15 protein-coding genes are annotated in these 24,118 nt (G+C 43.1%); 9 read left to right on the forward strand and 6 right to left on the reverse strand.

Going from position 1 to position 24,118, the window contains the following annotated elements; genetic code table 11:
- Positions 1-2,706 carry a leucine--tRNA ligase gene (gene leuS, locus PSYC_RS03030; protein WP_227500348.1) on the reverse strand — a complete coding sequence of 902 codons (2,706 nt, stop codon included), beginning with the start codon at positions 2,704-2,706 and terminating at the stop codon, positions 1-3.
- A gap of 170 nt (positions 2,707-2,876) precedes the next feature.
- Between leuS and PSYC_RS03035 the strand changes: the two genes are divergently transcribed.
- Complete coding sequence (locus PSYC_RS03035; RefSeq protein WP_011279867.1) at positions 2,877-5,762, forward strand: pentapeptide repeat-containing protein; 2,886 nt, start codon at positions 2,877-2,879, stop codon at positions 5,760-5,762.
- On the forward strand, positions 5,759-6,130 hold the full coding sequence (locus tag PSYC_RS03040) for a Spx/MgsR family RNA polymerase-binding regulatory protein (protein WP_011279868.1): 372 nt from the start codon (positions 5,759-5,761) through the stop codon (positions 6,128-6,130). The genes PSYC_RS03035 and PSYC_RS03040 overlap by 4 nt, the downstream gene beginning before the upstream one ends.
- A gap of 76 nt (positions 6,131-6,206) precedes the next feature.
- Here the strand turns inward: PSYC_RS03040 and argB are convergent, their stop codons facing one another.
- From argB to PSYC_RS03065, 5 genes are all read right to left on the reverse strand, one after another.
- The gene (gene argB / locus PSYC_RS03045) at positions 6,207-7,118 is read right to left on the reverse strand and encodes an acetylglutamate kinase (RefSeq protein WP_011279869.1); all 912 of its coding nucleotides are present in this window, start codon (positions 7,116-7,118) and stop codon (positions 6,207-6,209) included.
- A gap of 100 nt (positions 7,119-7,218) precedes the next feature.
- Complete coding sequence (locus PSYC_RS03050; RefSeq protein ID WP_041757518.1) at positions 7,219-9,126, reverse strand: phosphomannomutase; 1,908 nt, start codon at positions 9,124-9,126, stop codon at positions 7,219-7,221.
- 121 nt (positions 9,127-9,247) lie between these two features.
- Positions 9,248-9,712: a dUTP diphosphatase gene (dut, locus tag PSYC_RS03055; protein WP_011279870.1), complete on the reverse strand. Its 465-nt coding sequence runs from the start codon at positions 9,710-9,712 to the stop codon at positions 9,248-9,250.
- A 134-nt stretch (positions 9,713-9,846) separates the two neighbouring features.
- Complete coding sequence (mgtE, locus tag PSYC_RS03060) at positions 9,847-11,250, reverse strand: magnesium transporter (RefSeq protein ID WP_011279871.1); 1,404 nt, start codon at positions 11,248-11,250, stop codon at positions 9,847-9,849.
- 248 nt (positions 11,251-11,498) lie between these two features.
- Positions 11,499-13,532, reverse strand: a complete 2,034-nt coding sequence (locus tag PSYC_RS03065) for a UvrD-helicase domain-containing protein (protein WP_011279872.1) — start codon at positions 13,530-13,532, stop codon at positions 11,499-11,501.
- Positions 13,533-14,498: 966 nt separating this feature from the next.
- Here PSYC_RS03065 and ndhC point away from each other — a divergent pair.
- The 7 genes from ndhC (at position 14,499) to nuoH (ending at position 24,118) form a co-directional block, all read left to right on the forward strand.
- Positions 14,499-15,122: an NADH-quinone oxidoreductase subunit A gene (ndhC, locus tag PSYC_RS03070; protein WP_011279873.1), complete on the forward strand. Its 624-nt coding sequence runs from the start codon at positions 14,499-14,501 to the stop codon at positions 15,120-15,122.
- Positions 15,123-15,311: 189 nt separating this feature from the next.
- On the forward strand, positions 15,312-15,980 hold the full coding sequence (locus PSYC_RS03075; protein WP_011279874.1) for a NuoB/complex I 20 kDa subunit family protein: 669 nt from the start codon (positions 15,312-15,314) through the stop codon (positions 15,978-15,980).
- Between the two features lie 130 nt (positions 15,981-16,110).
- Positions 16,111-17,886, forward strand: a complete 1,776-nt coding sequence (gene nuoC / locus PSYC_RS03080) for an NADH-quinone oxidoreductase subunit C/D (RefSeq protein WP_011279875.1) — start codon at positions 16,111-16,113, stop codon at positions 17,884-17,886.
- 153 nt (positions 17,887-18,039) lie between these two features.
- Positions 18,040-18,549: an NADH-quinone oxidoreductase subunit NuoE gene (nuoE, locus tag PSYC_RS03085; RefSeq protein ID WP_011279876.1), complete on the forward strand. Its 510-nt coding sequence runs from the start codon at positions 18,040-18,042 to the stop codon at positions 18,547-18,549.
- Complete coding sequence (gene nuoF, locus PSYC_RS03090) at positions 18,546-19,970, forward strand: NADH-quinone oxidoreductase subunit NuoF (RefSeq protein ID WP_011279877.1); 1,425 nt, start codon at positions 18,546-18,548, stop codon at positions 19,968-19,970. The genes nuoE and nuoF overlap by 4 nt, the downstream gene beginning before the upstream one ends.
- Before the next feature lie 10 nt (positions 19,971-19,980).
- On the forward strand, positions 19,981-23,073 hold the full coding sequence (gene nuoG / locus PSYC_RS03095; RefSeq protein WP_011279878.1) for an NADH-quinone oxidoreductase subunit NuoG: 3,093 nt from the start codon (positions 19,981-19,983) through the stop codon (positions 23,071-23,073).
- A gap of 49 nt (positions 23,074-23,122) precedes the next feature.
- Entirely contained in the window at positions 23,123-24,118 is a 996-nt protein-coding gene (gene nuoH, locus PSYC_RS03100) for an NADH-quinone oxidoreductase subunit NuoH (RefSeq protein WP_041757924.1), read from the forward strand.

The raw sequence follows: 24,118 nt of genomic DNA on the forward strand, positions 1-24,118 counted from the left end.
CTAGCCTGCAACCACAATATTGACCAGTTTATTAGGTACGACGATCTCTTTTTTGATCTCGCCGGTCAGGAACTTTGCCACACCTTCAATCGCGCGTGCCTGTGCCTTAAGAGCCTCAGGGTCGCTATTTGGTGCTACATCCATCTTACCGCGCATTTTACCATTGACCTGAATCACCATGGTAATCATGTCTTGTACCAGTGCGCTTTCATCGACCGCAGGGTAATTTAAGGTGACGGTATCAAGTCCTAATTGCTCAAGTAAGTGCTCGCCAATGTGCGGCGCATATACCGACAGCATAATCAATAAATCAATCAAGGCTTCATGCTGTACTTGTAGCTCTTGTTCGCTATTAGCTTTAAAGTTACTCAGCTCATTAGCAAGTTCCATCAGGCTAGAGACAGGGGTATTTAGTGCTAGGCGTTTACCCAAGTCACTATCAATCTTGCCAATGGTTTCATGCGTCTTACGGCGCAAGGCTTTGGCTTCTTTGCTTAAACCCTCTGTATTTAAAGCGTCATTGTTGAGCGTGCCATTATTCAGAGTATCAAGGCTTAAATTGGCAGCGGTTAACGCTTGCATATGCTCAGAAGCAATGCGCCAGACCTTTTTAACAAAGTTATAAGGGCCTTTGAGTGCGTCATCTGACCATTCAAGCGTTTGGTCAGCAGGGGCAGTAAATAAGGTATAAAGACGAACGGTATCAGCGCCATATTTATCGATGGTTATCTGTGGATCGACGCCATTGTTTTTTGACTTAGACATTTTTTCGATTTTGCCAATCGTCACTGGCTGACCATCTGATTTTAAGATGGCTTTAATGGGCTGACCGCGCTCGTTAAAGTCAATATCGATGTCTTTAGTGAAGTAATAGGTAGTACTGCCATCAGGATTAACACGGTAAAAAGTGCCGGCAAGTACCATACCTTGGGTCATTAAATTGGCAAATGGCTCATCACCTGATACCAAGTTTTCATCACGCATCAACTTATGAAAGAAGCGTGCATAAAGAAGATGCATGACGGCGTGCTCTACACCGCCGATATATTGGTCAACTGGTAACCATTTATTCGCCGCAGACTTATTGACCATATTGGTCGTATCATTTGGGCTGGCAAAGCGGGCATAGTACCAGCTTGATTCCACAAAGGTATCAAAGGTATCGGTTTCGCGCTCAGCAGGATTGCCACATTTAGGACAAGTAGTATTTACAAATTCTGGAATGTTTTTTAACGGATTGCCGCGACCGTCAGGGACGACATCAGTTGGTAGGATAACCGGCAAATCTTGTTCTTCAACTGGCACGGTGCCGCAATGCTCACAGTTAACCATTGGGATAGGACAGCCCCAATAACGCTGGCGCGAGACACCCCAATCACGTAGACGGTATTGAATTTTTTTCTTAGCAAGAGATTGTGGCTCAAGCTTAGCAAGCATGGCTGCAAACGCTTGCTCAAAATCCATGCCATCAAACTCACCTGAATTGACTAAGGTATTACGCTCGGTATAAGCACGATTGTCATTACCTTCTTCTATATCATCGAAATACCTTGCAGGAATATCAATCACTTGCTTAATAGGCAGGCTGTACTTAGTAGCAAACTCATAATCACGCTCATCGTGCGCTGGTACTGCCATCACAGCGCCAGAGCCATAGCTCATGAGCACGTAGTTGGCAACCCAAACAGGTACTTCTTCGCCAGTCAATGGATGGGTCACGGTCAGACCAGTATCTATACCGACTTTTTCGGCTTTAGCCAAATCTGCTTCAGCGACAGAGCCTTTTTTACAAAGGGCACAAAACGCCGCAATCGCTTCATTATGCTCAGAAGCATATTGGGCTAGCGGATGCTCTGCGGCAACTGCCACATAGGTGACGCCCATCAAAGTATCAGGACGGGTAGTGAACACATCCAAGCTATTGCTTTCGCCAGCAAGCTCATAAGGGAAATGCACTTCCATACCTGAGCTACGACCAATCCAATTGCGCTGCATGGTGATAACTTCAGATGGCCAGTGACCCTCTAGCTGATCCAAATCATCCAACAACTCATCAGCATAATCCGTGATATTAAAATAATACATCGGAATGTCGCGCTTTTCGACCATAGCGCCACTACGCCAGCCTTTACCATCGATGACTTGCTCATTGGCTAGGACGGTATTGTCAATCGGATCCCAGTTGACGGTCGCAAGCTTTTTATAGACCAAACCTTTTTTATATAACTGCAAAAACAACCACTGTTCCCACTGATAATATTCAGGGCTACAAGTGGCAAATTCACGTGACCAATCAATAGACAAGCCAAGCAGTTTTAGCTGGGCGCGCATGCTGTCAATGTTCTCAAACGTCCACTTGGCAGGCGGCGTCTGATTGGCAATTGCCGCATTTTCTGCTGGCAAGCCAAAACCGTCCCAGCCCATTGGCTGCATGACTTCATAACCTTTGAGGCGATAATAACGGCTCAGCACATCAGAGATGGTATAGTTACGCACATGACCCATGTGCAGCTTTCCGCTTGGGTAAGGGAACATAGACAGCATATAACGACTAGGCTTATCGCTTGGCTCATTACTCACTTCAAAACGTTTGTCAGTTGCCCATTTGGCTTGCTGCGCGGCTTCGATAAGTTGCGGCTGATATTGGGCATTTTCGATAGAAGTATTATTAGTATTAGCAGTTTCTGCTGTCACGGCGTTGCTCATAGTTGGCTCGGAATTGGTTATTACAGATAAATGGGGTGAAATTTTATAATGCCATAGCATAGCGTAATTTGGCGAAAATTGCGATTGATTGTAGGTTTGTTATAGTCGAAAATAGTAGGTTAATCGTTATAAATAGATGATAATCCTATTAATCATAAAGTAGATAAAGCATGAGTGAAATTATTCTTAAGAAACCAGTCAACGTACTTAACCGTAACGTCAAATTCGATTTGAAGGACTTTTTTCTTCAAGCATCGTCCACTGTAGCAGGCACTGCAATTCAAGTCGCTACTGCAAATCCTGTAGGTGCGTTGACCAGTATCGTTAAAGGCTTAGCGAGTACCTCTAAATCAATATACTTAGAAGAAGTTCCAGTAGAAGAGAGGGCTTGGTTGCTTGTTGTGAGTTCTTTAACTCATGCTATCGCCAAGATATTAGAAGATTTTAATGATTTATTTGAAAATAGTATCGAATCTTCTCAACTGAATACAGTTAGCGAGCAAATCACTAACCAAATCAATGAAGTTGAAATTACGCTAACAAATGAGTTTTTTAGCAAACCGCATAAATTAGCATTTTTAGAAGACTTCTCTCTTATTTTAGTTAGTTGGCTACAGCAGCTAGGATTAAATGATAGTCAAACTAAGTCATTTATTTATCAGTTTAAATCTCAATTTCCGATGTCATTACATTATGAATGGGGTACAAATTCATCTTATTACGCCCTGATAGTTGAGAAGCTAGATACACCGTTTAACACTGTCAATAGACTGCAAAGACAGGCATCCGAATATCGCTACTGGCTCCAGCAGCAAGTTAATGAACGTATCTTCGAAGAAGCCTTTGGACTTAGACAAGTATATGTACCTTTAAGAGCTTATTACACACAAAAAACAGATAATGATGGTATTAAAGTCGATGAAAGTAACATAGAGGCTGAAGGTAGTGAAGTGCTTAACCTTAATAATAAAAATATCAATAAAAAAGTCTGCAATCTGTATGAAGAAATTAATAAATGGCTTAATCAGACTGATGTAGAAGATAGCTTGAAAGTTATTAGTGGTGGACCTGGATCAGGTAAATCGTCTTTTGCTAAGATTTTAGCGGCAGAATTAGCTGAAAAATCCGATATACCAGTTTTGTTTATACCTTTACATCGTTTTAAAATTAATGGTTATCTACCTGATGCTATTAGGCAGTTTCTTGACAATCACCATATATTAAGTCAAGAGAATCTATTAAATGAATTAAATCTTCTTCTCATATTCGACGGTTTGGATGAACTGTCAATGCAGGGTACTAATTCAAAAGATATAGCGAACAATTTCACAGAAGAATTAAAGGAAGTATTGAGAGAAAAAAGAAGTTTAAACTGGAAATCCATTATCACTGGTCGAGAGCTGTCTATCCAGCAACAGCAAAACAAGTTAAAAAAGCAGAAGACTATTCTACATTTATTACCATACTTTATTAACGAAGATGATAGGGATGGTTTTGATGATCCCAGTAATTTGTTAGTGGAAGATCAACGTAATGATTGGTGGCAGAAATTTGGTGAGCTAAAAAGTGAGGGCTTTGATGGATTACCTGAGATACTAGCAACTGAACATTTGGAGCCTATAACAAAAGAGCCTTTGCTAAATTATCTTTTATCATTGAGCTATTTGAGACAAGATATAAAATTTACGACAGATACCAACCTCAATCAGATATATGCAGATTTACTAGATTCAGTCCATGAACGGAAGTATACGGGTAGCCGTACTCATACTGGAATAAGCAATATTGAGAAAGAAAACTTTATACGAATTCTTGAGGAAATTGCATTAGTAGTTTGGCATGAGAATGGTAGAACCGCTAGTATTGATAAGATCATGGAACGATGTAAAGAGGCTGGAATTGCAAGCTACTTTGAAGAATTTAAAGGCGATGCAGAATCAGGTGTTATTCGTCTATTAATGGCGTTTTACTTTAGAGAATTTGACGGTAGTCAAGGTGAAAAAACTTTTGAATTTACGCATAAAAGTTTTGGAGAGTATTTAACAGCAAAACGGATAATGCTGGAATTAGAAATAATGCTAGAGGAAGTTGAGCGTGGTAGAAGTCGTGCAGGCTCTGGCTGGACAGTAGAGTATGCATTTGAAAAATGGATAAAAATTTGCGGTGCTCAATATATCTCCTATGAATTAAACCGATTTATAGATGGTGAGTTTAAAATAATGATGTTAAAACAGAACGGACTAGAAAAAATAAAAAAATATCAGAGTTTAATGATCGAATTGATACAAATGTCAGTAAATGGGCAATCACCTATAAAAAACCTTAGTTTAAGCTCTTTTAAAGAGGATTTAACATATAGCAATATAGCTGAAATTGATATGTTAATAATACATTCACTATGTGCCAGATATACTAATAATGTGATTAAAAACGTTAAATATAATGATGAAAAAGCCTTTGATAGCTGGATACATAGGCTAGATTATAATATTGAAGGGCAATTCAATCATCTAGATCTTAGAAAGTGTGACTTAAGAAATATATTTTTAGGTTGTAATTTTGACTCCACAATACTAGATGATGGTAACTCGATTTTTTCCTCTTTTTTTATGTCAACATTTAAAAATGCAAGTCTTAAAAATGCCAAACTATACGTTACTAATTTTGAAAATGTAGACTTTGAAGGTGTAAATTTTGAAAACGCAAAACTTATAGAGTCTTCCTTGAAAGGTGCTAATATAAAAAATGTGTGTCTTTCAGGTGCTAACTTAGAAAGAACGAATTTTACTAAAGTCCAAGCTGAAGGCGCGGACTTCATGATTGCCAACCTTGAGGATGCTAATTTGAGTGAAGCAAATTTTACGAATACTAATTTCGTAGGTGCTAATTTTAAAAAGGCTAATCTTAATGGCACTGATTTTACTAATTCAAACCTTGAAAATGCAAACTTTGAAGGCACTAACCATGAGGATGCTATTTTCACTGGATCAAATTTAAAAGGCACTATTCTAGAAGGTTTATACTCATCAGAAGATAAGCTAGAGGAGACATTATGACCATCACCATTTACGGTATCAAATCTTGTAGTACTATGAAAAAGGCATTTGCTAAGCTTGATGAGCTGGGTGTCAATTATGATTTTCATGATTATAAAAAACAAGGTGTCGATAAAGAGAGCGTTCAGCGCTGGGTCAAGGATGTTGGTATTGATAAAGTGTTAAACAAGCGTGGCACAACGTGGCGCAAGCTGACTGATGAGCAAAAGCAAGTGGCGGATAGCGACGTGGATAAAGCCATTGACTTACTGATCGAAAACACCAGTATGATTAAGCGTCCAATAGTTGAAGGTGAGCTAACTAACAAAAATAAGCCGATACTATTATGCGGTTATGATGAAGCCGAGTTCGATACAAATTTCGCTTAAAAAAAGCTGTTTTGTGAATTAAAAAAGCCCGAGCTTGAATAGCAAGCTCGGGCTTTTAAAGCAATTATTATAGCGGCTAATTTGAGCGCAAATCTAAATCACGACTAATCAAAGTACCCACGCCTTCGTTGGTGAAAATCTCTAAGAGCGTCGCATGCGGCACGCGACCATCGACAATAACGGCACTTTTTACCCCGCTACGAACGGCATCAAGCGCACACTGAATTTTAGGAATCATACCGCCTGAAATCGTACCATCTTCAATTAAACTGTCCACAGTCTTAGGCGTCAAGCCAGTGACTACTTCACCATCACGACCCAATACCCCTTTGATATTGGTTAGTAGCATAAGTTTCTCTGCCTGCAAGAATTCTGCGACTTTACCAGCGACCAAATCCGCATTGATATTATAAGTATTGCCTTCTTCATCGACGCCAAGTGGGGCGATAACAGGAATAAAGTCAGAGGCAATCAGCATATTAATCACGTCTTTATTGACGCTGACCACATCTCCGACAAAGCCTAAATCTACTGGCACAGCAACACCGTCTGTGCCAATTTTTTCCATCATCAGTTTCTTGGCCAATATCAAATTGGCATCCTTACCGGTCAAACCAATGGCACAGCCACCATGCTTATTAATTAAGCTGACAATCGATTTGTTGACGCTACCACCCAGCACCATCTCAACGATATCCATGGTGCTTTTGTCAGTGACACGCATCCCATCGATACGGTCTGAGTGTCGCCCAAGCTCTTTTAACAAGTTATCCACTTGTGGACCGCCGCCGTGTACGACGACAGGGTGCATACCAACGGTTTTGAGTAAGACGATATCGCGGGCAAACGAGCTTTCAAGCGCAGGATCGGTCATGGCATTGCCGCCGTATTTGACCACGATGAGTTTATCGACAAAGCGTTGAATATAGGGCAGGGCGGTGGTCAAGACTTCAGCGGTGATTTTGGCGTCATCTAAATTCAATGTCATTATAAACTCCTAAAATACGGTATTAAGCGGTTGGTTGTTGCTATAAAAAATCATGGATAACAAAGCTGTGCTTGTGATAAAAAGTAGTTTTGATAACTGGCTACTGAGGAGAAATCGCCACAATCTGCGCGGCTAGATTTTCATCAAATGGACGGCATAGCGCGGCAAATTTTGCTTGAATGTCTTGTAGATGTGCCATGCTATCTCCTGCAAAGCGTACCGTTAAATTGTGGCTAGTATTCGATTGGCGCAGCACCCCAAAACCATGGGCAAAATCCAAGCGCACCCCATCGATACAGCTCAGTTTGGTGCCAATTGGCAATAAGTGTTTGGCTTGCTCTATGCTGATAGGTGGGTTTTTCGTAGAGCAACTACAAAGCGCCCGCTGACAGGTGCTGAGTACTTGATGGTCAGAGTAAGGCGACGGTGCAGCAGTTGCTTTAATAAGTTGTTGCAAATACAAGCACAGGCGGGTCAGCTGCTCAACGATTGAGCAATCGGTTAACGCGCTTACTGGGAGCGGCAAATAATGGTCAGCAGTACTGACTATATCCGGCAAGCTATAAATAATATCAGCAAGATTTGTCGTAACATTTAGACTACTTGCAGTATCAGCCGCTAGCCAATGTAGCAGCCTTAAGGCTGCATATATGGCATCATCATAGATAATAAAGCGACTGTCGTTAAAGATAAAATGCCCTGATAACTCGCCAGCAAATACGATTTTCCCAGCAGAGTCCTGCATCTGTTGGCGCATTAGACTGCTACCAGTTTTGCTCATGATAGGTTCTGCGCCAAGCTCAGTCAGTAACGGTGGCAAATGATGCGAGCATTTAATATCAAAGAGAATTTGCGGCGGAGATTGTAACTGGGTGAAAGCGACTGGACGCTCAGTCAGTGTTACCTTTGCCAATAAGTAAAGCAAGTGATCGGGCGTGACCACTTTGCCCATATTATCGACAATCATTAATCGGTCGCCATCACCATCAAAGGCGATACCTATATCTGCTTGATGATTGAGTACGCTTTGCTGCAATTGTTTGAGCCGATGTGGTTCAGTAGGATCAGGATTTCCCGCCGGAAAATCTCCATTTGGGGTGTCATTAAGTATGATGACATGGTGGCAAAAACGCTCAAATAAGGGCGGCGCGATATGACTGGTGGCACCATGCATACAATCGATAACAACCACCAAATCCAGCTTTGTAAGAAGTGATTGATTGTTTTTATGACCGAAAATATTAGTATGCGGTTGGTTGTTGTGCGGATAGAATTCTTTGAATACTTGCACAATAGCATCGATATAATGCGCTGCTACATGCTCAGGCGATAAAGACGTTTGCTGATTACTAGTATGATTATCCACTACATTCAGTGAAATGTTTGACGCTTTATAGTCTTTTTGATTGTCTTCTTTAACAATCGCTTTTCGAAAATTGATTGTTTCAAAATCGGTTTTTTGGAGGCAGCTTTTATGCAAGCCACTTTTCTCAAGCATGCCGTTGTCTAAAGAACGTTCAGTTAACTGCTGATAGGCTACTTGCTGATAAAGCGCCTGAATCTCTTCAACGCTAGGAGATTGATGATTAACCAACCACTTAATGCCTAAAACATCTTTGGCAGAATGACTGGCAGTCACAATGATACCGTGACCATAATATTGCTCAGCCCAAAAAACCATCATAGGAGTGGTAATCAGTCCCAACTGGATAACTTGTAGACCGTGTTGGCTTAGTATAGTGGCAAGCTTTTGAGCAATAACGTCACTATCGCGACGTACATCATAGCCAATCACGACGATCGTTTTTTCGCTAGGCGTGTGCTGAGATAAACTGGGCGCAAGTTTGCTGTTATTAAAATTATACTTTACTGGAGAGGGATGTGTCACATTATAAAGATGAGCAAAAGCATGCCCTAAGGCTTGAATAAAATCAGTAGTGAAATGCTGGCGCGAACCGCGAATATCATAAGCACGAAATAAGGAGTGCTGCGCAGCAAAATACGGCATTGCTTACTTTCCTTATTGTCGTGATTAACATGGTAATGGTTGATAAAAAATAAATCGCTGACTATTATTTATGCAATTTATGATAAATGACTATTCATGGTGAATAGAAATTGAATGATGGTTATTGACGACCGGAATGTCCAAAACCACCAGCACCGCGGGCACTGGTATCGCTAAACTCTGTCACGACTTCAAATTCAGGACGGGCAACAGGGACAACCACATATTGTGCCATGCGTTCTGCTGGATTGAGGACAAAGTCTTCCAGGCTACGATTCCAAATACTGACCATCAGCTCACCTTGATAATCCGCATCAATCAAGCCGACTAAATTACCTAAAACAATACCATGCTTATGACCAAGACCTGAACGCGGTAAAATCATCCCTGCAAAGTTAGGATCTTGGATATAAATCGCCAGACCAGTACCAATCAAATGCGTTGTCCCAGCTTTAATCGTCAAAGGCTCATCAATACAAGCGCGCAAATCAATACCAGCACTGCCATCAGTAGCACGAGTTGGCAAAGAAAACGCTTTATCTTCAGTAATTTTAGGGTTTAATACTTTAACTTGTACAGCTTGCATAACGCACTCACTTAACGATTTAATGGTTTTTTAAACAGAATGAATCACATTTTTAAATATACTTAACAGCAATTATTATAATGAATAACTGATGGTTTTTAACTTTTAGTTTCTAAATTTTAACAGGCGATTGACTAAAGAATCAGTACGCTCGCCAAGCCCAAGAATGACATAAAGCCGACAATATCCGTTACCGTAGTCAGGATAACGGAAGCAGATAATGCCGGATCGATATTCATGCGTTTCAGCATCAGCGGAATACTAATGCCCGAGACATTGGCGGCAGTCATATTAATCGCAATCGCCAGACCAATAACTGCACTGATTTTTATGTTATGAAACCACAATTGCGCAATAAACGCCATGATTATCGCCCATATGATACCGTTTATCGCCCCAACCCACAGCTCTTTATTTAATAACCATACGCGGTTAGAGCCACCGATTTGTCCCATTGCCATACCGCGAATGACGACGGTAAGTGTCTGCGAGCCTGCAATACCGCCCATACTGGCCACCACGGGCATCAGTATCGCCAGCGCCACCACTTTTGCCAGTACTGCCTCAAACTGTCCAATCACAGCCGCGGCTAACAGCGCGGTGCATAAATTGATACCGAGCCAAATACTACGGCTTTTGGCGCTGGTCAAAATAGGCGCAAACAGCTCTTCATCTTGACTGACGCCAGCCAAGTTTTTCATGGTGCTGTCGACATCATCTTGGATAATCTCCATGATGTCCTCACCGTTTAGTTGACCAACCAGCTCGCCATGACTGTTAATCACTGGGGCAAAACGAATATCCTCTGAGCGAAAAATCGCCGCGGCATCCTGAATGTCCAAGCGATCATTGATGGTAATTGCGGTATCAATCAAATCCGCAACTAGGGTGCTCTGCTTATGTTTAATCAAATCAACCAGACTTAATAAGCCGAGTAATTGCTGGCTTTGATCGACGACCAATAGCTCTTGGCTTTCATCATCCAGTAAATCAATATTTTCTCGCAACCATTTCTGCACGTCAGCCAGCGTCATATCTTCTCGCACCTGAATAAGCTCAGGATCCATATAGCTGCCAACTTCCCAGTCGGCATAGGTATCGAGTTTATTGACCTGAATGCGTATATCTTCATCCAAAGTCGCCATCACCGAAGTACGCACACTTTCGGTGACCGTGTCTAGAATCTCTGAGATATCTTGCGCATCAAGATCTTGGGTAAACAGCGATATCTCTTTGGAAGAGATATTTTCCATCAATGGCTGGCGTGTATCAAACTCTAGCTCAGCTAGCACTTCACCTTTGATGTTGTCTGGTACTTGCGCCCAAATCAGTAGTCGGCTCTGAGTCGGGAATGACTCTAATAAGTTGGCAATCTCATATTCTGACTGCCTCCCTAAAAACTCAGTAATCGCCTCGTACGCTTTATCTGCCACCAACTGTTGCAAGTAGAGTAGTTTATACTCAGCGTTAGATTCAGCCGGATTATAATCTCCCTGTCGGGTTAATGGTCGTTCAGAATTCGGCGTAGGAACGGGCATAAAGGTTCCAAGTTTTTCAAAATTGTTAAATAATAATGACTAAGATATAGGCTTAATGTTTAATTAATGAGTTGTATAGTCGGTGAAAAGTAATATCGATACAACACGTATTGCTGGTGCAAATTTTTCTTGCTTGCTGTGCCTACGCAGACAGAGGCTGCAAAAAATTTACACCAGCAATACGGTAGCGACTTTAAAGTATTTCAACTATATTGAAAATAATAGAGGCAGACTTTAAAGGTTAAATATTAGCGATTGCCTAATAAAGCCCGAATGTTAGCCAAGTATTCATCAGCGACTGCTGCGGGGTCTTTGGTGGCTTTTTGTTTTTTTGCTTTGGCAGGCCAGTCGATATGATCTTCTGGCAACTCATCTAAAAACCGTGATTCAGAGGTCACGCGCATTTGACCGCCAGCACGCCGCTGGGTGGCTAATGTCAAGGTTAGCTCACGACGCGCGCGAGTAATGCCCACATACATCAAGCGTCGTTCTTCTTCGACCGTCTCGCTTAAAATTGAGTTGCGATGCGGTAGCATCTCTTCCTCCAGACCCATGATATACACGAAATCAAATTCCAAGCCCTTGGCGGCATGTAAGGTCATCAGATTGACTTTATTGGTATTTTCTTCTTCTTGCTGCTGCTCAAGCATATCAAGCAATACCAACTTGCGAATGATGGTATCAATCGTCCGATCTTCGTCTTCTTCAGCGCGATTAATCAGCGATTGGATACTGGTATAAAGCATATCGATATTATCAATACGGTTTTTTTCTTGCTGCGGTGTTTTAGAGTCACTGCGGACAAAATCAATATAACCAGTCTCATCAATCATCTGGCGTACGATTGGTACAGGGTCAGGATGTTGATCAAGCTCACGAGTGTAATGCTCAATAAAATCGCCAAACTCTTTTAGCGTGCTGTAAGCTTTTGATGGCAAGACATGAGCAAGACCGGCATGCGTACAAGAGGCAAGTAGTGAGATGCTATGCTCTTGTGAAAATAAGCCAAGCTTTTCGAGCGTGGCTGGTCCCATACCGCGCTTGGGTGTATTAATCACCCGTAAAAATGCACTGTCGTCTTCTGGGTTTAAAATCAGACGCAAGTAGCTCATAACGTCTTTGATTTCACTACGGGCAAAGAATGATTGACCACCGGACAATTTATAAGGTACTTGCAATTGACGAAGTTGTGCTTCAAGCATCCGCGCCTGAAAGTTACTACGATAGAGAACCGCGTATTGTTCCCATTCATTGCCAAAGCGCAGTTTATGAGTGACGATTTCTTTGGCGACGCGCTCAGACTCATCATCATCATTACGGCAGTTAATAATTCGAATTTTTTCGCCTTGACCTTTGTCTGACCAGAGTTTCTTTTCAAATAAATGCTCATTATTAGTAATAACCGCATTTGCTGAAGTTAAAATACGCGTGGTCGAGCGATAATTTTGTTCAAGCATGACGATTTTTAGCTTAGGAAAATCTTCTTTGAGCAGCCCCATGTTTTCAGGTTTAGCACCGCGCCATGCGTAAATAGATTGGTCATCATCACCAACGACGGTAAAGCGCCCTTGCGGTCCGACCAGATATTTAATCATCTCATACTGAGCCGTATTGGTATCTTGATATTCATCGACCAACAAATAGCGAATACGGTTTTGCCACTTGTCACGTAGCTCTCTGTTTTCACGTAAGATTTTGGTCGGCAATACAATCAAGTCATCAAAATCGACCGCATTATAAGCCCGCAGATTTCGCTCATACAGCGCATAAAGCGTCGCAAAAATCATATCTTCTGGATCGTCTAAGGTTTCCATCGCCTTATCCGGCTCAATCAAATCGTTTTTCCAATCAGAAATCATTTTTATCGCTTTGCCGACCAACTCTCGACTTTCAGCGCCACTTAAGTTGTCACGCATCATCAGCTCCATCAGCAGACGCTTGCTATCATCGCTGTCCATGATGGAGAAGTTGCCCTTAAGGGGCGTATGAAGCAGCTCATAACGCAAAAACTGTAGCCCAAACTGGTGAAAGGTTGATACTGTCAGCCCACGCGTCTTTTCACTCGGTAGCAATTTACTGACTCGAGCTTTCATCTCACGCGCCGCTTTATTGGTAAAGGTCACCGCGGTGATGCGCTCAGCTGGCATATTACATTCTTCAATCAAATAAGCAATTTTGCGCGTAATCACTGAGGTCTTACCGGAGCCGGCACCTGCTAATACCAGCAGCGGACCGGATACGTAGAGCATGGCTTCTTGTTGTTTGGGATTAAGTTGACTCATAACGTGACCTGTAAGACAAAAGCAAAAAGAGGGTAGCAGTAAATCGTAAAATGCACCTAGCTGCCATCAAGCGAAAGGCACATTCGTTAAAACAGATGACATTTTTAATAGGATAAGTCACAGAATAATTTTAAAATTTTGTGGCAATCTTTGAGAAAAATCAGGTGAGCTATTATAAAGCAAAACCAGGGCTTTTGGGCAGGAGTTAGTAGCGGGGTATATATAAAATTATGAGGTATATATAAGGTACGTCTTAAAAAATGGCTTGGAGAAACATTTTGTTTCAATGAAAAACGTCTAAAATTTAGCTAACATAAGGTCATTTGCCATGAATGGAAATAAGGCGTTAGAGTTAAGTATCATCACTTAGAAGAGTAGACATTAAACAATCATAAGCTGTAGCTAAATGCGCGATTTATATACATTTTTTACCTTATTTAGTATTCAATTAGTAGGGTATCCCTTAAAGTGGTAGAAGGTTTTTAGAGCAGGATAATAGATAATCTATAGCATAGTTTGCGCATAAAAAAACCTATTTTTTTTGCCGATAAAGTGACCGCTCAATACAGTTAAAAACTAGCTTTTGATTGCCGATATGCGTATAGTACGTAAATAATTTATGCCAGTTGTCACGTCATTGTTGACCACGTGTAATGAGCTATTAAATCAATTAAATAAACACGAAAATATGATATTGATTTAATACGTTGATCTTACGTTGTTAGAAGATGCGTTGGGCGACCAGCCTTTATCCGCATATCGAGCGGAAACTCTATAGTTGGTCATGTCTGACATCGTCGTCAATAAGCTTGATAATTGGTTGTTACCAGCACAGAACCTAACATGTGACTCAACGACAGTTGCGTTGTGTTTTCGTCTGCGTTATGCCTGTCGCTTTACGACCTTAAAATAGGTCGGTACTTGCACAGCGTGTAACACTCGATTGGGTGAGGAGCACGTATTATCATGTCTGCTTTTAATTGGTCAGCCATTGCTTTTATTTTAGCCGCCATTGCGCTAGTTGTGTTTATGTTGGTCGTACCGCGTCTACTTGGCGGTCGCTCTCATGGTTCACAAAAAGAAGAGATATTTGAAGCGGGTGTTGTCGGATCTGGCAACGCCCGTATTCGTTTGTCCGCCAAATTCTATTTGGTGGCCATCTTCTTTGTTATTTTTGATCTAGAAGCCCTCTACTTATATGCTTATGCCGTTTCGGTACGTGAAGCTGGATGGCTTGGCTTTGCTGCTGCCGCTATATTTATCACCATCTTGATCATTGGCTTAGTATACGAGCTGAGTCTGGGTGCGATGAACTGGGCGCCAGCTGATAAGCTGCGCAAAAAAGCGCGCCTATATGCTGCACCTGCTGGCTTTAGTCTAGCGGACATCACTAAGTTCGATGGCGTTGATGAGCTAATGGTTGATCCTACGGGCAAGATACCTGCGCAGTCTTCAGGACAGATTAATGTTTCAAACAATATTGAGACCAATCGTCGTCACTTGCAAAACATCGATCACATTAACACCACGGGCAATGTGACTTCTGTGGACTTTGCGACGTCTGCGCAAACAGACAATATTAAGCGTTAATAAACCCTAATGGTTTTGCCGGTTTTTGCTCAAACTTTGCCTAGCCTGCTAGAAGCTGAAAGCAAAGTAAGGTGCTGTAAACAGATTTATCATATATTTATATTAATGGTCACTTATTAATAATAGAAGTTATGGCGATAGTGATGACAAATGATTGTCATGCATTGCTTAAAATAAAGGTTGTATGTTATGAAATACACATTAACAAAAGCCAACCCTGATGCAGATGTCTATCCTGCTCAGACAAGCCAAACCGTCAATGACCCAATGGAAGATGAAGTCAATAAAAACGTCTTTATGGGTCGCCTAGAAGACCTTGTACACTCAACAGCGAACTGGGGGCGTAAGCACTCACTATGGCCATTTAACTTTGGTACGTCATGCTGTTATGTCGAATATGCGACTACTCTGACAGCGGTTCATGATTTGTCACGCTTTGGTGCCGAAGTTATTCGCGCCTCGCCACGTCAGGCGGATGTGATGATCGTCGCTGGTACTTGCTTTGTCAAAATGGCACCCGTTATTCAGCGCCTTTATGAGCAAATGCTTGAGCCAAAATGGGTTATATCGATGGGTGCTTGTGCCAACTCGGGCGGCATGTATGATATCTATTCTGTTGTGCAAGGGGTGGATAAAATCATTCCCGTCGATGTCTATGTACCAGGTTGTCCGCCACGTCCAGAAGCGTTGATTCAAGGCTTGATGTTACTACAAGAATCTATTACTAAAGAGCGTCGTCCATTAGGTATTCATGTCAATGATCAGGGTATCTATCAGCCGCAAATGACGCCTGAGCGTGACCGTAAGCAAGCAGATCGTATTGCTGTGAAAAACTTACGTAGCCCAGATAGCATTTAGTTAAGTAGTTTGGCGTAGTTATTAATAATTGTTAGAAGTGCGCGTACGCTCATCATAGTTTGGTTATGATTATCATCTTTTATTATGGTTGTCATGGTTTAGTTATGATTAATGAAGGAATACATCATTCATGGTCACGGTAGTCGAAAACATAGATCCTAAGATCAAGCCTGTCCCAGCGGTTATCAAAGAGCTGGAAGAAAAATATGCTGGTAAGTTTGTCGTGCAGCACACGGTTGATGAAATTCCAACGGTTTGGGTGGCACGCGCTGATTTATTAGACGTTCTCTTATTCTTGCGTAAATTGCCAAAACCTTATGTCATGCTATTTGACTTATCAGCGATAGATGAGCGTTTACGTCAGCATCGCCAAGGTTTACCTGAAAGCGACTTCACGGTGTTTTATCACTTGATGTCGCTTGAGCGTAATAGTGATGTCCGTATCAAAGTCGCGCTGAGTGAAGAAGATTTAAACGTCCCAAGCGCGACACAGATTTGGCCAAATGCTAACTGGTATGAGCGCGAAGTGTGGGATATGTTCGGTATTGTCTTTACGGGACATCCGCATCTAACTCGTATTCTATTACCAAAATATTGGGAAGGTCATCCGCTGCGTAAAGAATATCATGCGCGTGCGACTGAGTTTACACCGTATTTCTTAAACACAGCTAAACAACAATACGAGCAAGAAAACCTGCGCTTTGTCCCTGAAGAATGGGGCATGAAACGTTCAGGTCGTGATGAAGACTTTATGTTCTTGAACATTGGTCCTAACCATCCATCTGCTCATGGTGCATTCCGTTTGGTACTACAGCTTGATGGTGAAGAAGTCGTCGACTGTATCCCTGATATTGGCTATCACCATCGCGGCGCAGAAAAGATGGCCGAGCGTCAGACATGGCACTCATTTATTCCTTATACCGACCGTATTGATTATCTTGGCGGTGTGATGAATGAGCTACCGTATATCATGTCGGTTGAAAAGCTGGCGGGTATCACGATTCCACCACGCGCTGAAACCATCCGCGTGATGATGAGTGAGTTCTTCCGTATCACCAATAACTTACTATTCGTCGGCACCTTTATTCAAGATGCAGGTGGTATGACGCCGGTATTCTATATGTTTACTGATCGCCAAAAAGCCTATGACGTCATCGAAGCAGTGACCGGCTATCGTATGCATCCGGCATGGTTCCGTATTGGCGGCACCGCGCACGATTTACCGCGTGGCTGGCAGCGTTTGGTGCGCGAGTTTTTAGACTGGATGCCAAAACGCTTGGATGAGTATGTCAAAGCAGCATTGCAAAACAGCGTGCTTAAAGGTCGTACCCAAGGCGTGGCGCAATATAATACCAAGCAAGCATTGGCGTGGGGCGTCACGGGTGCAGGCTTACGTGCGACCGGTTTGGATTTTGATTTGCGTAAAGCGCGTCCGTACATGGGCTATGAGAACTACGATTTTGAAGTGCCAGTCGGCTATAATGGCGATGCTTATGACCGTTGTATGGTCAAAGTCGAAGAGATGCGCCAGTCGTTACGTATCATCCGTCAATGTATGGATAATATGCCGCAAGGTCCTTATAAAGCCGATCACCCATTAGCGGTACCACCGCCAAAAGATCGTACCTTGAATGATATCGAGACCTTGATTAACCACTTTATCTCAGTCTCTTGGGGTCCTGTGATGCCAGCGGGTGAGTGTACGACGATTGTAGAAGCTACTAAAGGTCTAAATAGTTATTACATTACCTCGGATAAAGCGACGATGAGTTATCGTACCCGTATCCGTACACCGACGTTTGCTCATTTGCAGCAAATGCCATCAGTCATTAATGGCTCACTGGTATCCGATGCCATTATGTATTTGGCATCGATTGATGTTGTGATGGCGGATTGTGACCGTTAGAGCGTCTGTGGTTATACGTTTATCGTTATCGTTTGTATATTAAAAGTAAGACACGTTCATTAACATGTTATCGCCAAATTGGCACACCAAAACGCTGTCATTGCGCCTTGAGCGCAACTTTAACAGTGGGCTGAGTGAGGAAAGAAAAAGATTATGAGAATTGTTTCCGATAAAATGCCAAAAGTAGATGTGGCAAGTATCTTAACTGCTGAAGAAATTGCGGCTATCCATGAGTTTATGCATCATTATCCCCATCCACGGGCAGCATCTTTAGATGCTCTAAAAATCGTGCAAAAGCGTAACGGCTGGGTCGATGATGCGCAAGTGAATGCCATTGCTAACATTCTAAATGTTCCTATGACAGATATGGATGGAGTAGCCACCTTTTTTAACCGTATCTATCGTCAGCCGGTCGGTCGTCATGTCATCCTCATTTGTGATTCGGTCGCTTGTTATTTAACAGGTTATGAAGCACTGGCAGCTGAACTGAAAGCGCAGCTGGGTATCGATTATGGTCAAACCACCGCCGACAAACGCTTTACGCTATTGCCGATTTGCTGTTTGGGCAACTGTGATAAAGGTCCTGCTGTATTGATTAATGAAGATACTTATGGTCCTGTCCAGCCTGAAGAAGTCGCCCAATTGTTGGAGCTATACGCATGAGATTAACGGTTTCAGAGCAGATTGCCCTTCGCAACCAAGGCAAAGCACCAAGCCAACTTAATGAGCAGTGCATTCCTATCTATGGTGACAGAGCGACCGCTACCAGTGAAACTAAACCACTGACATGGCGTCTAGCACATCACGATGCGGTATTAGATTTGGCAACTTATGAATCGCTACGTGGTTTTGAAGCACTAAAAATAGCGTTAAACCAATCACCAGATGATACGTTAAAAACTATCAAAGAAGCGGTAGTTAAAGGACGTGGCGGTGCAGGTTTCCCAGCGGGTATTAAGTGGTCGCTGATGGCACCACCAGATGGTGGTCCACGCTACCTAGTTTGTAATGCTGATGAGATGGAGCCGGGTACGTTTAAAGACCGTTTGCTGATGGAGCGTCTGCCACTACAGCTTATAGAAGGTATGCTGATTTCTGCCTACGCGATTGGTGCAACTGCTGGTTATATCTTTATTCGCGGTGAATATATCTTAGCAGCGGAGCGCTTAACCGCAGCAATTGAAGAGTTACGTGCCAATAACTTGATTGGCGATAATATTTTAGGCTCAGATTTTAGTTTTGATTTACATGTGCATACGGGTGCTGGTCGTTATATTTGTGGTGAAGAAACGGCATTGATTAACAGCTTAGAAGGTCGTCGTGCCAATCCGCGTACCAAACCGCCATTTCCACAAGTGGCAGGTGCATGGGGACGTCCAACCGTCGTTAATAACGTTGAAACTTTGCATAACGTCTCAGCAATTATCCTGCATGGTAGCAAGTGGTATCAAGACTTGCCAAAAGCCAAAGGTGTGGTCGAAACACCTGGTACTAAACTGTTTGGTTGCTCAGGCTTGGTTAACGATCCCGGTCTTTGGGAATTACCTTTTGGTTATACGGCACGTGAGATCATTGAAGATTTTGCGGGTGGTATGCAGGAAGGTCGCACGCTTAAGGCTTGGTTACCGGGCGGCGCATCAACGGATTTTTTAACCGCTGAACATTTAGATACTGTTGTTGATTTTGATACCATTCAAAAAGCCGGTAGTCGTATGGGTACAGGCCTGCTGATGGTCGTCGACGAAGAGCAAGATATGGTGCCATTGGTACGTAACCTTGAGATTTTCTTTCAGCGTGAATCGTGTGGTTGGTGTACGCCATGCCGTGATGGTCTACCGTGGGGCGTTAAAATCCTCACCGCTATCAATGATGGCGAAGGGCAGATGGGCGATGTTGAAAAGTTAGAAGGGTTAACCCGTGACTTATGGATCGGTAAAACCTTCTGTGCCCATGCGCCGGGTGCGATGGAACCACTCATGAGTGCAATTAAATATTTCCGTCCTGAGTTTGATCAAAAAATTACGCAGGCGGTTGGTGAAGATGTCATTGAGGCTGCAGCCAGTCAACAGCTAGATGTGAAATAAGGAGAGCGGCATGGCAGTCATACATATTGATGGAACCACTGTCGAAGTAGATAGCGCGGATAACTTGCTACAAGCATGCTTGTCCCTCGGCATTGATGTGCCGTATTTTTGTTATCATCCAGCCCTTGGCTCCGTAGGCTCTTGCCGTCAGTGCGCGGTTAAGCAATATATGACCAAAGAAGATATGGAAGCGGGTCGCGGTCGCCTGGTGATGTCCTGTATGGTTGCCCCAGGCGATGATATGTACATCTCAGTGACTGATGATGAAGCCAAGGCTTTCCGTAAGTCGATGGTTGAGCTGTTGATGATTAACCATCCGCATGACTGCCCAACTTGTGAAGAGGGTGGACACTGTCATTTGCAAGATATGACTTATATGTCAGGTCATCATCGTCGTCGCTACCGCTTTACCAAACGCACCCATCACAATCAAGAGCTTGGTCCGTTCATCGCGCATGAAATGAACCGCTGTATCGCTTGCTACCGCTGTGTCCGTTTTTATAAAGACTATGCAGGCGGCGAAGATTTGGGTGTTTATGGCTCAAATGAACGCGTTTATTTTGGTCGTGATAAAGACGGTCAGTTTGAAAGTGAGTTTTCAGGTAACTTAACGGAAGTCTGCCCAACTGGTGTATTTACCGATAAAACGCATTCTGATCGTTATAACCGTAAATGGGACATGCAGTATGCCCCAAGCATCTGTCATGGCTGTTCAGCGGGTTGTAATATCTCTGCCGGTGAGCGCTATGGTGAGTTGCGCCGTATCGAAAACCGCTATAACGGTGAAGTAAACCGTTACTTCTTATGTGACCGTGGTCGTTTTGGTTACGGTTATGTTAATCGTGAAGATCGCCCAACCCAAGCGCTTGAGCGTATTAATGGCAAACACGTCAAAATCAATATTGACTATGCGCTTGATGAAACCATTAAGCGTATCAAAGATAAAAAAGTCATTGGTATTGGTTCACCACGTGCCAGTTTAGAGACCAACTTTGCGCTGAAGAACCTCGTTGGTTTTGATAATTTTTCAACAGGTCTCAATCATCAGCAGCAAGCACTGGTCAATAAATGTATTGAAGTACTAAGTACCGAGGGTATTTATAACCCAGGTATGGTTGATATTGAAAGTCATGATGCGGTGTTAGTGTTGGGTGAGGATATCACTCAAACGTCATCACGTGTGGCGCTATCTATTCGTCAAGCGGCAAAAAATGAAGCCATAAAAATGGCTGCTGTGACCAAGACACAATCGTGGTTGGCTGAGCCAGTCAAACGCATTGCTCAAGGCGCGCAGAGCCCAGTATATGTCATCGATGTGACTCAAACCAAACTTGAAGATATCAGTAAGGTTAGCGTGGTCGCGACGCCTGAAGACATCACTAAGCTTGGTTTCAAAGTCGCTGATGAGATTGCTAAATTTGCCGATAATTTAGCAAAAATCGTCGACCCGCAAATAGCTGAAAAAGATGCCGATACTGATATTGATGCTATGCAAGCACTGGCACAGCAAATCGCTTATGACTTGATACAAGCGGATAAGCCATTGGTCGTCTCTGGCAGCAGCTTATCGTCTATCGCTTTAATAGAAGCGGCTGCACAAATCACGCAAGCATTAAGCCAAAAGCGTGCAGCCATCAAAGCAACTGAGCAGTATGAAGTTGAGACGCATAACGCTCAAGTTGCAGCAGCTGAAGTGCAAGCACAAACAACAACCACTCAGCAAACAGAAGATAAAGAGCTATCTGCTAAACCTAGCAAACCTCAGGCAGGTGTGGATACTGAAGCGCAAGATGATGTTGAACGTCAGCCTGCAACCAAGCTTGAGCTAAAAGACGTCAATAAAAAATATCATGCGCAAGCGGGTATCTATTTAGCGGTTCCAGATGCCAATAGCATCGGTGTGTGTTTGCTTGGTGGACATTCAGTTGAAGAATTGCTGGCGACAGATTTTGACGTGGTCATTGTGGCAGAAAATCAGCTGACCGATGCCATTGATGCTAATAAATTAACCCAACTATTGACCGATAAAACCGTGATTGCGCTGGATCATCAATTGCTTGATTGGCACAAAGATGTCGATATTGTATTGCCAGCAGCCACCTTTGCTGAGGCAGATGGCACGCTTATTTCTGCCGAAGGTCGTGCGCAGCGCTTCTTCCAAGTTTATGATAACGACTATTATCACCCGCTTAGCAGTATCAAAGAAGGCTGGCGCTGGTTACATGCCGTACATAGCAGCTTAGAAGGTCGCGATGTTGATTGGACGCAGCTTGATGATGTCATCAATGCTTTGATAGCGACGCATCCTAAACTTGCCGGTATTAAAGAGGCGGCACCTGATGCCGATTACCGGATGAATGGTCTAAAAATTGCCCGCCAGCCACGTCGTTACTCAGGTCGTACTTCTATGCGCGCGCCGGTATCGGTGCATGAGCCAATGCAGCCAAAAGATTTGGATACCGGTTTAACCTTTTCAATGGAAGGCTATAGCGGTAAACAAACCCCAAGCGCTATGATTCCTTTTGCACAATCCGCGGGCTGGAACTCACCGCAAGCTTGGAATAAATATCAAGATAAAGTCGGTGGCAGTCTTAGAAATGGTGATCCGGGCGTACGCTTGTTCGACCAATTAGAGCGTTTGGCTATGCGCCAGTATGTTGCTCCAGAAGTTACCTCGGTAGCCACGACAGATATGCAGCAAGGACAAGCCAAATTGGTGCCTATTTATAATATCTATGCCAGCTCAATGATGGCATCGCGTAGCCCAGTGGTTGCTGAGCAATTACCAGTAGCTGCATGGCGTGTGGGTATTGATGATGCTAAAGAGTGGGATGTTGCTGCTGGCGATTATCTGGCGATTGAGATTGATAAACAGCAAATCACCTTGCCTATTCAGCTGGTTGGCTATTTAGCCGAAGGCTGTATTGGCTATCCAGTTGGACAGGTCAGTATTATTCATCCATCGATGCCAGCATCGGTACGTAAAGTCGATGCGCCGGTGACGATGATGGGCAGCATGGCGACTGAGAGATCTTTAACAGCCAATACCAATAACCGCGCAGCGCCAGTAAGCAGCGCGCCGACCACCACACAGGAGGTGTAATATGCAAGTGACCCGTATTATCCCTGATGTGCCAAGCTTTTTGGCTAGTATGATGACCTTTGATACTTGGTCGATACTTTTTATGGTCGTACAATCGTTGGTTATCTTTTTAGTCGTCGTGATTGTTGCGGCAATGATGATTATCTATGAGCGCCGTATGCTAGCACTCTGGCAAGATCGTTATGGTCCAAACCGTGTCGGACCGTTTGGTTCGTTGCAACTGGTTGCTGATATGCTCAAAATCTTCTTTAAAGAAGATTGGACGCCAAACTTTACCGATAAATTTATGTTTACCTTGGCGCCAGCGGTAGCGATGTTTACTGCTTTAGCCTCATTTGCCATTATTCCTATCTCGCCAACCCTTGGGGTGGCTGATTGGGATATTGGTATTTTATTCTTTTTTGCCATGGCAGGTATTGCGGTATATGCAGTGCTGTTTGGTGGTTGGGCGTCAGCCAATAAATTCTCGTTACTCGGCGGTTTACGTTCAGCCGCGCAAACCATTAGTTATGAAGTGTTTTTAGGATTGTCGTTGATGGGCGTTGTTGCATTGACAGGCTCCTTTAACTTACGTGCAATTGTCGAAGCGCAGGCTGATGGTTGGTATATCATCCCGCAGTTTTTTGGCTTCTTAACCTTTGTGGTCGCGGGTGTTGCGGTAACGCATAGGCATCCATTTGATCAGCCAGAAGCAGAGCAAGAGCTTGCTGAAGGGTATCACGTTGAATACTCTGGCATGAAGTTCGGTATGTTTTTTATTGGCGAATACGTCAACGTTGTACTGATTTCTGCTTTGATGACGTGTCTGTTCTTTGGGGGTTGGTTGGCACCTTTCAATTTAGATATTCCGTTTATTCCACCAGCTTTTTGGTTCATGATTAAGACGCTATTCTTTATGACTATGTTTATTTTGGCTCGAGGCTCACTCATGCGTCCGCGCTATGATCAGGTGATGAACTTTGGCTGGAAAGTCTGCCTGCCAGTAACTTTGATTAATTTATTGGTTACTGCTGCAGTCATTTTGATTTTTTCCCCAACGTTGTAA

Origin of the sequence: Psychrobacter arcticus 273-4 (assembly GCF_000012305.1) — a bacterium.
GTDB classification, from domain to species: domain Bacteria; phylum Pseudomonadota; class Gammaproteobacteria; order Pseudomonadales; family Moraxellaceae; genus Psychrobacter; species Psychrobacter arcticus.